Source organism: uncultured Campylobacter sp., assembly GCF_938045345.1.
Taxonomy (GTDB): Bacteria; Campylobacterota; Campylobacteria; order Campylobacterales; family Campylobacteraceae; genus Campylobacter_B.
In genome coordinates this window covers 25,797-38,124 of record NZ_CALIMS010000019.1, presented here as the reverse complement: position 1 = coordinate 38,124, position 12,328 = coordinate 25,797, and the positions used below count along the sequence as shown (strand labels likewise).

Sequence of the window (12,328 nt, the reverse complement as noted above, 5' to 3'; positions counted from 1 at the left end):
CGGCAATTTTGCAGAAGCGGCAGGGGGGGTATTTTACAACAAAGCGTATGGCGTAACGCGAGCGTAGCGGTTAAAAAGACCACAATAAGATCCTTATTTTTTCAGAAATAATTATATTACAAACAATAAAAAGAAAGAAAAGTAATCGAAATATGAAATAAGCACCTATATACCGGAATTAAATGAAAGTAAAAAGAAAAGACTTAATGGTGGTTAGAGGCAGAATCGAACTGCCGACACGCAGATTTTCAGTCTGCTGCTCTACCGACTGAGCTATCCAACCACCGAAAAAGAAAAGTAATTTTAGCCATGCAATACTTAAATCTCGGTTAAAATCCTCGATTTTCGCTAGATTTTTGCACGTTGCGCTCCAAAATAGCCAAATTTACTCAGTTGGAATTTTCTAAATTTTAGTGATAAAAATATTGCTTATGCAGTAATTTGCAATAATCAAAACGGCCTATCGATCTTAACAATTAAAAGGCAAAGTGATATAAAAATTATATTATTTAGCCAATTCTGCAAATTGTATACTTGGTTTTAGACTATGCAAAGTAGATAAATTCGCACTAGAAAATAGCATTGCTTTAAAATTTACATGCAATAACGGACAACAGACTGCGATTAGTTAAATTTGGCACCAAAATTTTAATTTTGACTTGGCGAAGCATCTTTATAACATCGTGCTCGGGCTAATAGTGTGACATAGGGATGTTTGCTTCGGAATTGAATTTATTTAGATATTCGCGCAGCAGAAGCGTTGAAATTTTAAAATACGATTACAAATTGTATTAATAAAGGCTCGACCTGATCCATCTAAACTTGATATGCTTATCTATCCGAGTTGTGCGACTTGTTTTTTAAATAGCTCGCCGCGTTGCGCGTAGCTTTTAAATTGATCCAAACTGGCACATGCAGGGCTTAGCAGCGCTATTTCGCTTGCAGAATACATGGAATTTTTAAAATTTTCGAAATTTTTAGAATTCTGCGAATTCCGAGTTTCACCGTCGTTTGCGCGGCGTTTCGTCAAAGAGGCGTTGTCGCTTGCAGCAGATGAGCCGCCGCCTTCATATGGCGTATTTTCGCCGATCTTTGCGTTTTCTTTCGCCTTGCCGCCGTTGCATCTGCCATTCGCGCTTAAATTTTGTACTTTCAATTCGCTTGCGCCGCTTTTTTCAAAATCCGCGCCTCGGTACCGCTTCGAAATTTCGCTCACCGCCGTTTGTAAAATTTCGCAGCGCACGCAAGGAAGTCCGTATTCGTCACATAAAAACATGATTTTATCGGTATTTGAGCCGATCGCGTAAATTTGCAGATCGTATTTTTTAAACTCCGCAAAAAGCGGGTGCAGATCCACGCCTTTATCGTCGCCGCCGAGGATCAGATGTATTTTGCGTCCCGCGTATCGCTTCAGCGCCTGCGCGCATGCATCGATGTTGGTGGCCTTCGTGTCATTGACCCAGACCCTTCCGCGCGCGTCGGTAAATTCTTCGAGCTTGTTGCCCTCGATCACAAAGTCATTCAGTCGCATGGCGTCGTATCTGTCGAATAAAATTTTCTCCACGCACAGCGCCAAAAGCGCGTCGATCAAAAAAGGGGTGCGGAATTTTATCTCGCCCAGATCGATGCCGAATTTTTGCGCCAGATCCGCTTCGTCTTCGTAGCAGATCACGCGAGCTAGGCTGTTTTGCGTGGCTGCAGAGCTTTCATAGGTGCGCGGGACCAGCGCCACGGAGCCTTCGCGCATCGCTAGCAGCGGCGAGAGTTTGGCGCGCTCATACTCCGCAAAATCGCCGTGCCAGCTGAGATGATCGGGCGTGATCGCGAGCAGCACGTAGATGTCGGGGCGCGCCTGCTTGGTGTAGTGCAGCGTAAATGAGCTCGTCTCTAGCACCCAAATTTTGGCGCTTTTATCAAGCTTTGCAAGCGGGACGCCCACGTTACCGCCCATTTGCGAGCCGTATCGCTCGAGCAGGTGCTGCATCATCTTCGTCGTCGTGGTCTTGCCGTTCGTGCCGCTGATCCAAATTTTAAGGCCTTTGTAATCGTCGAAATAATCGTATTCGCTGATTAAATTCCGCGCCTTTCGCACCAGCTCGTGATGCGGCGGGAAGCCCGGGCTTGGGATTTCAAGCTCGCTTGCGGCGGGGTCGAACTCGCTCGGGTTTAAAAGCGCATTGCCGAACTCATCCAGCTTAGGCGCGCCCGAAGAAATTTCAAATTTATCGTCGTAGATCTCCCAGCAGCCGTCTTTTTGGCAGTGTTCGGCGATCGCTCTGGTCGTAAGTCCGTAGCCAAATAGCGATTTTTTCATTTTTCTCCCCTTTTGCCCCATAAAATTTGAGTTATCTCATCCGCGCTAAGCTCAGCCATCTCGCCGTATCTTTCGCGCGCCGTTTCGAAGTCGGGTTCAATTTGCGCTCGCATTTCATCTCAATTTCAGCGACGTCAGCGCTATGATATTTGCGATCAGCGCGATGATCCAAAAGCGGATGATGATTTTGTTCTCGACCCAGCCTTTAAGCTCAAAATGGTGGTGTATCGGCGCCATCAGGAAAATTCTGCGTTTGAAAATTTTAAAGCTGCCCACTTGCAAGATCACGCTGAGCGTCTCGATGACGAAGACGAAGCCGATCATTATGAGTAAAATTTCATTTTTCGTGATAACCGCGCAGTATCCTAAAAACGCGCCCACGCTGAGGCTGCCGCTGTCGCCCATAAAGACTTCGGCGGGATAGCAGTTGAACCACAAAAACCCAAGCAGCGCGCCGATGAGCGCCGAGACGATGATGCAGACCTCGCCCGCGCCCGCGACGCGCGGTAGCAAGAGATATTGCGAGTAGATCGCGTGCCCGCACAGATAGGCAAATACGCCCAAGCTGCATAGCGAAAACACCGACGGAATGGTTGCTAATCCGTCTAATCCGTCGGTTAAATTTACCGCATTTGAGCTCGCGCTTATCACGATCGTCCAAAACAGCGGCGCGAAGATCCATAAATTTAGCAGAGGGTATTTGAAAAACGGTACGAAAAATTCCCCGCCCAGATCGCTAAAAGCATAAAGCGTAGCCCCGATCAGAAAAGCCAAGAAATTTTGCAGTGCAAATTTAGCCCGCGCGCTAAGGCCTGCGTGGTTTTGGCGACCTAAAATTTTAGAGATGTCGTCCTTAAAGCCTATGTATCCAAAGCCCACCAAACAAAGCAGTCCGCAGAGCACGAAGACGTTGTTTAGCTTGGCGCACAGCAGGCTTGCGAGTACTGCGGCGGTAACGAAAACGAGCCCTCCCATCGTGGGGGTTTTACTCTTTTTCTGATGGTTTTGCGGCGCGAGCTCGTAGATGGGCTGCGCGGCGTGTCTGGCTTGCGCCCAGCGGATAAACCGCGGCATAGCCCAGACCGAAAAACAAAAAGCTATAAAAAACGCAAGCCCTGCGCGCGCGGTGATGTATTGGAAAAAATTTATATTCGTAAGATGATAGAGATAATAAAACAAAGTTTACCTTTTAAATTTTATGAAATTTTATATGAAAACGCGCATTTTAGTATAAAAGAGGTAAAATTTAGCTTTTAGGGCGGATGAAATTTTGCCGCATTTGCCAAAAGAAAGTATAATGCCGCTCGTAAAAACAGCGCCGCAGACCTGCCTTAAAAGGCCAGCGCAGCGAAATTTAGACGAAATTTAGGAGCCAAAATGGGGCAAAAGACGATTTTACTCATCACCGACGGCATCGGCTTTAACGCGAGCGATAAATTTAACGCGTTTGCAAACGCGTTAAAGCCCGCCTATGATTATCTTTTTAAAAACGTGCCCAATACGCTTCTGCACACTTCCGGGCTTGCCGTGGGCTTACCGCAGGGGCAGATGGGAAACAGCGAAGTAGGGCACATGACGATCGGAAGCGGCAGAATTCTGTATCAAAACCTAGTCAAAATCGATCGCGCGATCGATGAGGGCTCGCTTGAGAAAAACGAAGCGCTACAAAGCCTGCTTTCAAAGTGCCGCAGGGTGCACGTCATAGGGCTTTACAGCGACGGCGGCGTGCATTCGCACCTGCGCCATTTCGACGCGATTTGCGAGATAGCGCAGAATGCTGGTTGCGAGACCTGGGCGCACGCTATCACCGATGGGCGCGACGTTTCGCCGAGCAGCGGAGCGGAATTTTTAAAGCGTCTACAAGCTAAATTTAAAGTCGGCAGCGTTTGCGGGCGCTTTTACGCGATGGATCGCGATAAGCGCTTTGACCGCGTAAAGCGCGCTTATGACGTGCTTATGGGCGAAGCGGCGCCGCTTGAAATTTCGCCTAGCCAGTACGTGCTGCAAAGCTACGAGCGCGGCGTGAGCGACGAATTTATCGAGCCTGCGAGCTTTAACGGATTTAGCGGTATCGGCGCGGATGACGGAGTGATTTTTATAAATTTTAGAAATGATCGCGCCAGGGAGCTTTGCGCGGCTTTGGGCGATGAGAGCTTTAGCGAATTCAAGCGAAAGTTCGTCGTGCAAAATTTAATCACGATGAGCGAATACGACGCGAGCTTTAAATTTCCTCTGCTTTTTGAGAAGCCTGTGCTTAAAAATACGCTTTGCGAAGTGATCGCAGAAGCCGGTCTTACGCAACTTCACACCGCCGAGACCGAAAAATACGCACACGTGACGTTTTTCTTTAACGGCGGCGTCGAGGAGCCGCTGCCGAACGAAACTCGCGTGCTGATCCCGAGCCCCAAAGTAAAAACCTACGACGAGCAGCCGCAGATGAGCGCGCCAGCGGTGTGCGACGCGGTGATCCGCGGTATCGAAGCGGGGATCGATTTCATCGTCGTAAATTTCGCAAACGGCGATATGGTCGGCCATACGGGCAACTACAATGCCGCGATAAAGGCGGTCGAAGCGGTGGATGAGTGCATCGGTAAAATTTTAAGCGCGGCGAAGGCGCACGATTACGCCTACGTGCAGATTAGCGATCACGGTAACTGCGAGGCGATGCGAGACGCTGACGGCGAAATTTTAACCAACCACACGACCTTTGACGTATTTTGCTTTGTGCTGGGGCGCGGCGTGCGTGAACTAAAAAGCGGACTTGGGCTTAGCAACGTCGCAGCGACCGTGCTAAAGCTAATGGGGCTACCGAAACCCGCGGAGATGGATGAGGCGCTATTTTGAAATTTAAACGGCGCAGCTCGCGAGCAGGTTTAAACTGCTAAAATTTAGGTAAATTTGGATAAATTTACGCTAGAAATTAAAATTTTAATAAAAGGACAAGTATGAAATTTAGTGGAAAAAACGTTTTAATCACCGGCGCGAGCCGCGGTATCGGCGCGCAGATCGCAAGGACTTTGGCATCTTACGGGCTTAAGGTGTGGATCAATTATCGCTCAAGCCCAGAGCCTGCGGATGCGCTGCTAGAGGAGATCCGCGCAAACGGCGGAGAGGGCGCCGTGATAAAATTTGACGCGACGAACGAGGCGGAATTTAGCGAGGCGCTAAGCTTGATCGCGCAAAGCGACGGCGAACTAAGCTATCTCGTAAATAACGCGGGCGTCACGAACGACAAGCTCGCGCTTAGGATGAAGCTGGAAGACTTCATGGGCGTAATCGAAGCAAATTTAAGTAGCGCCTTCATTGGCTGCCGTGAAGCTTTGAAGCTAATGAGCAAAAAGCGCTTCGGCGCGGTCGTAAACATTGCATCGATCGTCGGTGAAATGGGAAACGCCGGGCAGGTCAATTACAGCGCGAGTAAGGGTGGAATGATCGCAATGAATAAGAGTTTCGCAAAGGAGGGCGCAGCGCGCGGCATCCGCTTCAACTGCATAACTCCAGGCTTCATCGCCACCGATATGACGGACGCGCTAAGCGACGACGTAAAAGCAAGCTACGAAGCGAGCATCCCGCTTAAGCGCATGGGAAGCACGAGCGACGTCGCCGAAGGAGTTGCGTTTTTGCTAAGCGACGGCGCGGGCTACATTACGGGAGAGACGCTTAAAATCAACGGCGGGCTCTATATGTAGCGTTAAATAGCGGAATTTAAGGTTAAATATTATAGAATTACGCGGTATTTTTTTAAAGGAGTGCTAAAATGGCAGTATTTGAAGATGTAAGAGACGTAGTTGTAGAACAACTCAGCGTTAGCCCGGATCAGGTTAAACTTGACTCTAAAATTATCGAAGATTTGGGCGCGGACTCTCTTGACGTAGTTGAGCTAGTAATGGCTTTAGAGGAGAAATTCGGTATCGAGATCCCTGATAGCGAGTCCGAAAAATTAGTAAGCATTAAAGACGTAGTAGATTATATAGAAAATTTGCCTAAGAAATAAAATTTTAAGGAAGCGGTTTTGAAACGAGTCGTAGTAACGGGCATCGGGATGATAACCTCTCTCGGGCTTGACAAACAGAGCAGTTTTGAAAATATCTGTAACGGAAAAACCGGGGTTGATAAAATTTCGCTCTTTGACGCTAGCGAATTTCCGGTTCAAATTGCAGCTGAAGTAAAAGGTTTCGATCCTTCGAGCATAATCGAGGATGGAAAAGAGATAAAAAAAATGGATAGATTTATCCAACTCGGGCTTAAAGCTGCGGGTGAAGCTATGGATGACGCTAAATTTAGCGGTTTCGATAGCGACGAATTCGGCGTTAGCTCCGCTAGCGGTATAGGCGGTTTGCCGAATATCGAGATAAACGCCAATACCTGCTTGCAGCGCGGCCCTAGGCGAATTTCTCCGTTTTTTATCCCCTCTGCTTTAGTAAATATGCTCGGCGGCTTTGTTTCAATATATTACAACTTAAAAGGCCCCAATTTATCCAGCGTTACGGCTTGCGCGGCTTCCGCGCACGCGATTATGGACGCTGCGAGAGTTATCATGATCGGCGAAGCGAAAAAGATGCTCGCAGTGGGTGCCGAGGCTGCGGTTTGTCCCGTAGGTATCGGCGGATTTGCCGCGATGAAGGCTCTTTGCGCTAGAAATGACGATCCAGCGCATGCTTCACGTCCGTTCGATGCGGAACGAAACGGCTTTGTAATGGGTGAAGGCGCGGCGGCTTTAGTTTTAGAAGAGCTAGAGGACGCAAAAGCGCGCGGCGCTAAAATTTACGGCGAGCTCGTAGGATTCGGCGCTAGCGGCGATGCTTATCATATCACTTCGCCTAGCCTAGACGGCCCGATACGCGCTATGAAAAAAGCCTACGAGATGGCGGGACGCCCGAAGATTGATTATATCAACGCTCACGGAACATCCACAGTAATAAACGATAAAAATGAAACTGCGGCGCTAAAAGAGCTTTTCGGCGAGGGCAAAGTGCCTGCGGTCAGCTCCACCAAGGGCCAGCTGGGACACTGCTTGGGCGCTGCCGGAGCGGTAGAGGCTGCGATCAGCCTTTTAGCGATGCAAAACGGCATCATACCGCCTACGATAAATCAAATTTCAAAAGATCCAGATTGCGATTTGGACTATGTGCCAAACGTCGCTAGAAAGGCCAATCTCGATTGCGTTATGAGCAATAACTTCGGATTCGGCGGCACGAACGCATCGCTTATTTTCAAAAGAGTAGATTAATGGCTAGCTATCTGGACTTCGAAAAGTCTATAAAGCAGATTGACGAGGACATCACCGCCGCTAAAATTCGCGGTGATGAGGACGCGGCCGAAATTTTAAATAAGAACCTCGAAAAAGAAATTTCTAAAGTTTATAAGAATTTAAACGAATACCAAAGACTTCAGCTTGCGCGCCACCCGGATCGCCCTTACGCGATCGATTATATTCGTGCGCTTTTGCAAGACGCTAGGGAGCTTCACGGCGACCGCGCCTTTAGGGACGATCCTTCGATCGTGTGCTATTTGGGCATTATGGGTAACCGCAAAATCGCCGTAATCGCCGAGCAGAAGGGCCGCGGCACCAAAAATAAGTTGAAGCGCAATTTCGGCATGCCGCATCCGGAGGGCTATCGCAAGGCTCTGCGCGTAGCGAAACTTGCCGAGAAATTTAACCTTCCTATTTTGTTTTTGATCGACACTCCGGGCGCATATCCGGGGCTTGGTGCCGAGGAGCGCGGTCAGAGCGAGGCTATCGCGCGAAATCTATATGAGCTTAGCGATCTTAAAACTCCTACGATCGCCGTCGTTATCGGCGAGGGCGGTAGCGGCGGAGCTTTAGCTATCGGCGTGGCCGATCGTTTGGCGATGCTTCAAAACTCAATCTTTTCGGTCATCTCTCCCGAGGGCTGTGCCGCGATTTTGTGGAACGATCCGAGCAAGAGCGAGGCCGCTACGAAGGCGCTAAAGATCACCGCCGAGGAGCTAAAAGAGCTGGGCTTGGTCGATGATGTGATCAAAGAGCCTAAAACGGGCGCTCATAGGGATAAAGACGGCGCGATAAAAGCGCTTGGAAACTACGTCTTAACCGAGCTGCACAAGCTAGACGATCTTAGCATAGACGAGCTCATCAGCAGAAGACAACAAAAAATTTTAAGGTTCGGTGCTTATAAAGAGAACTAAATTTTAAATTTCACGACTTTTAAAACTAAATTTAATAACTTCACACTCTAAGAGGACAAATGGAAAATACAAATCAAAATTCCGCTCAGACCGCCGTTTCAAATTCTAATCAAAACGGCAGAAAAACTTACGCTAAAACGCACGTTCCCGTCGAGGGCTACCAGATTGAGGAGCTCCGCTCGATGGATCTTGAAAATCTCATCGCCATAGCAGACGAGCTCGGCGTCGAAAACCCGCGCGAATTCCGCCGCCAAGCGCTCGTTTTTGAAATTTTACGCATGCAGACAAAGCAGGGCGGCTTTATACTTTTTACGGGGATTTTGGAGGTTACCGCCGAGGGTTACGGCTTTTTGCGCGGCATAGATTCAAATTTAAGCGACAGCGCCAACGACGCCTACGTGAGTCTCAGCCAGATCCGCAAATTCGCCCTGCGCGTCGGCGACATCGTCACGGGCCAGGTGCGCGAGCCGAAGGATCAGGAGAAGTACTACGCGCTCTTAAAGATCGAGGCGATCAATTACAAATCGATCCAAGAGGCTAGAGAGCGCCCGCTATTTGACAATCTCACGCCGCTTTTCCCGACCGAAAAGCTCAAGCTCGAATACGATCCTATGCGCCTTACCGGTCGCGTGCTCGATCTTTTTACGCCGATCGGCAAGGGGCAGCGCGGGCTCATCACGGCGCCTCCGCGTAGCGGTAAAACGGAGCTTATGAAGGAGCTTGCCAACGGCATTACGCGCAACCACCCCGAGGTCGAGCTTTTGGTGCTGCTAGTCGACGAGCGCCCAGAGGAGGTGACCGATATGGAGCGCAGCGTGCGCGGCGAGGTGTTTAGCTCGACCTTCGATCAGCCAGCATTCAATCACGTCCGCGTCGCCGAGCTCGTCATCGAAAAGGCAAAACGCGCCGTCGAAAATGGCAAGGACGTCGTCATCCTGCTCGATAGCATCACTCGCCTTGCGCGCGCCTACAACACCGTCACGCCTAGCAGCGGCAAAGTGCTAAGCGGCGGCGTGGACGCAAACGCCCTGCACAAGCCGAAGCGCTTCTTCGGTGCGGCGCGAAATATCGAAAACGGCGGCTCGCTCACTATCGTCGCTACTGCGCTCATCGAGACCGGCTCGCGTATGGACGACGTGATCTTTGAGGAGTTCAAGGGCACGGGCAACAGCGAGATCATTCTCGATCGTAACATATCGGATCGTAGAATTTACCCCGCGATCAACATCACCAAGTCCGGCACGCGCAAAGAGGAACTTTTGCAAGGCAGTGAAAATCTGCAAAAAATCTGGGCGCTGCGATCGGCGATCTCGACGATGGACGACGTCGAGGCGCTGAAATTTTTATACGCCAAGATGCTAAAAACCAAAGACAATACTGAACTGCTATCGATAATGAACGGCTAAATTTTATTAAATTTGCCGCTCGCCCGCTCGTTTTAGATTTGCAGGCGACGAGTATCATAGCTTGTCGTGACGCTTCTGAACAGACTCCTTGCTACGCGCCCCGCGGCGGATATTTTACGCCGCATGCTTGCCGGTTTAAATTTCATGCTACGGACCTAAGAATTTTAACGCCCTTTTACAAGTACATATCATATTTTGCTGCGCCAGATAGGAGTTGTGTGCAGAGCGTATACTTTGATGAGTGTTTTAGATACTGCGGCGCAAAATACGCCCGCTTAAATTTATTCCGCTACTCACTCAATTCGCTATATTACTTCTCTCTGCCGCGGTAGGGGAATGGGCGACTATGCTCTTGCACCAAAAATAAATTATGCTGGTTTGGTATGAAAAACGCGCTTAGATTTTTCGCTTTACAATGGACGCCGCAGCCGATCGCACCGCACTATGGATTAAGCGTATCTGCGCACAAAATTTAAGGAGCCGATTAAATTTCTGCGCCGCCCACACACAAAATTTTAATTTTCCATCGATACGTTTTGCTAAAGCCCAGACTGCTTTTTTATCTACTTTGCTGCGTCGATCCGCGCAAGCTAGCCATACCCGAGACATACGGACGGCGTTTTGAGTAAAATTTAACGGCTCGGACCGATTAAATCGCTTTCTGCCTTGGTTGCTAAATTTTATTCGCAAGGTGTATTTCGGCGCTCGTTTATTCGAGCGAGCAGATTAAATTTTAATACTTTTAGATTTTTTTGCGCGAATTGCGAAATTTTAATGCGTAAATTTTAAATTTGGGGATGCGTTTGGGCTCTTTTCGGTATGAAACGAGGCACAAAATTTACGCTTAAATTTTACCGCGCATGATTATGATTACCGTATGAAATTTCATTGCGTTAAAGCCTTTTGCTCGGGCGCTTCGCGGATCGCAGCACACGATTTAGCCGAGCCTAAACGTCGCAAATTAGCTCGCGATCCCAGCATGCCGCTTCGCCGCGCAAATCTGCCGCACGATTTATCGCGCGAAATTTCGCTCGCTCCTATCTATTTCGCTCGCTTTTATTTCCCGCCGAAAAACAGTAGATTTGCCATTATGATCACGATCGCGACGGGCGCTACGAAGCGCAGCGAAAAGTACCAAATTTTAAATCCCAGCTCGCCCATATCGGCGCCGAAAAGCCCGCGCAGGCGCTGCGTATCCATAACAAAGCCCACGAAGATCGCCGAGGTTAGCGCGCCGAGGGGCAGCATGACGTTTGAGCTTACGAAGTCCAAGCAGTCAAAAAAGCTCGCGCCGAAAAGCTTAAACCTGCTCGCATAATCCGCGTACATCGATAGTAGCGAGCATGCGCCTAGCACCGCTATGACGCACCCCGAGATGCAGACTGCGCGCAGGCGCGAAATTTTAAATCTGCCGATGAGATAAAAGACGAAAGGCTCGATCATAGAAACCGCGCTCGTGATCCCTGCAAAAAAGAGCGAGACGAAAAACGCGACTTCAAGCACCTGCCCCGCTAGCCCCATTTTTGCAAACATCGTAGTGAGCGAAACGAATACAAGCCCCGCACCCTGCGCGGGATCGGCGCGGAATTCGAAGATGAAGGTAAAGACGATGAGCCCCATCATCAGCCCGATCGCGATGTTGATAAATACGATGTTTACCGAGCTTCGCACGAGCCGCACCCCCTCGCTAAGCGATGCCGCGTATGCTGCGATACAGCCGACGCCCACGCATAGGGTAAAGAGCGCGAGCCCGAGCGCGGATAGGACGGAGCTAACGGTGATTTTGCCGAAGTCTGGGTAAAAAAGAAATTTCGCCGCCGCGCCGAAGCCCTGCATCGTGCACGCATACACAAGCATCGCAAGTAGCAGCACGAAAAGCAGCGGCATCATCACGACGTTTAGCCGCTCGATACCGCTTTTGATGCCGCGCGCGACGACGGAGAGCGTCAGCACGAGCGCAAGCGCGTAAAAGCCGAGGCTCGTGGCTAGCGAATGCGAGATGAGATCGTCAAATACGGCGCCCGCTTCCTCAGCGGTTGCGGGCAGCGGAGAAAAGCCCAAAAATATGTATCGGATCACCCAGCCGAGGATGACGAGGTAAAAGGACAGCACCAGCATGCCGCCCGCGATGAAAACACCTCCTGCACGCCATTTGCGTCCGCCGCGCGGCGCAAGCGTCTCGTAAGCGCTCGGCAGATCCCTCCCGCTCAGCCTGCCTAGCGCCATCTCGGCTAGGAATATGCTAAAGCCCACGCCCAGCGTGAGCGCGAGGTATAAAAGCACGAAGGCGCTGCCGCCGTTTTGGCCCACGAGGGTGGGGAATTTCCATGCGTTGCCAAGCCCCACCGCGCCGCCTGCGACGGCAAGTATGAAGCCGATTTTGCTAAATTTATCGTTCATTTTCGCTCCGATGATTTTTAAATTTTAAAGCTGCGGAATT

The 12,328-nt window shown here is 49.8% G+C and carries 9 protein-coding genes and 1 tRNA gene; 6 read left to right on the top strand and 4 right to left on the bottom strand.

Features of this window, described 5'->3' with window-relative positions:
- Positions 1-207: 207 nt before the first annotated feature.
- The 3 genes from Q0144_RS04710 to mraY all read right to left on the bottom strand — a co-directional run bounded on the left by Q0144_RS04710 (position 208) and on the right by mraY (position 3,493).
- A tRNA-Phe gene (locus tag Q0144_RS04710) sits at positions 208-283 on the bottom strand.
- Between the two features lie 552 nt (positions 284-835).
- The gene (gene murD / locus Q0144_RS04705) at positions 836-2,314 is read right to left on the bottom strand and encodes a UDP-N-acetylmuramoyl-L-alanine--D-glutamate ligase (protein WP_298062161.1); all 1,479 of its coding nucleotides are present in this window, start codon (positions 2,312-2,314) and stop codon (positions 836-838) included.
- Positions 2,315-2,428: 114 nt separating this feature from the next.
- Complete coding sequence (gene mraY, locus Q0144_RS04700) at positions 2,429-3,493, bottom strand: phospho-N-acetylmuramoyl-pentapeptide-transferase (protein ID WP_298054009.1); 1,065 nt, start codon at positions 3,491-3,493, stop codon at positions 2,429-2,431.
- A gap of 198 nt (positions 3,494-3,691) precedes the next feature.
- Here mraY and gpmI point away from each other — a divergent pair, with 198 nt between their 5' ends.
- From gpmI to rho, 6 genes are all read left to right on the top strand, one after another.
- Positions 3,692-5,158, top strand: a complete 1,467-nt coding sequence (gpmI, locus tag Q0144_RS04695) for a 2,3-bisphosphoglycerate-independent phosphoglycerate mutase (protein WP_298062159.1) — start codon at positions 3,692-3,694, stop codon at positions 5,156-5,158.
- 101 nt (positions 5,159-5,259) lie between these two features.
- Positions 5,260-6,003, top strand: a complete 744-nt coding sequence (gene fabG, locus Q0144_RS04690) for a 3-oxoacyl-ACP reductase FabG (protein WP_298062157.1) — start codon at positions 5,260-5,262, stop codon at positions 6,001-6,003.
- A 68-nt stretch (positions 6,004-6,071) separates the two neighbouring features.
- Positions 6,072-6,308 (top strand): acyl carrier protein, encoded by a 237-nt coding sequence (gene acpP, locus Q0144_RS04685; protein ID WP_005873350.1) that lies wholly within the window; start codon positions 6,072-6,074, stop codon positions 6,306-6,308.
- Between the two features lie 18 nt (positions 6,309-6,326).
- The gene (locus Q0144_RS04680; RefSeq protein WP_298062155.1) at positions 6,327-7,544 is read left to right on the top strand and encodes a beta-ketoacyl-ACP synthase II; all 1,218 of its coding nucleotides are present in this window, start codon (positions 6,327-6,329) and stop codon (positions 7,542-7,544) included.
- Positions 7,544-8,482: an acetyl-CoA carboxylase carboxyl transferase subunit alpha gene (gene accA, locus Q0144_RS04675; RefSeq protein ID WP_298062152.1), complete on the top strand. Its 939-nt coding sequence runs from the start codon at positions 7,544-7,546 to the stop codon at positions 8,480-8,482. The genes Q0144_RS04680 and accA overlap by 1 nt, the downstream gene beginning before the upstream one ends.
- Before the next feature lie 59 nt (positions 8,483-8,541).
- Complete coding sequence (gene rho, locus Q0144_RS04670; RefSeq protein ID WP_005873347.1) at positions 8,542-9,888, top strand: transcription termination factor Rho; 1,347 nt, start codon at positions 8,542-8,544, stop codon at positions 9,886-9,888.
- A 1,056-nt stretch (positions 9,889-10,944) separates the two neighbouring features.
- Here the strand turns inward: rho and Q0144_RS04665 are convergent.
- Positions 10,945-12,288, bottom strand: a complete 1,344-nt coding sequence (locus Q0144_RS04665) for a sodium-dependent transporter (protein WP_298062150.1) — start codon at positions 12,286-12,288, stop codon at positions 10,945-10,947.
- Positions 12,289-12,328: the final 40 nt, after the last annotated feature.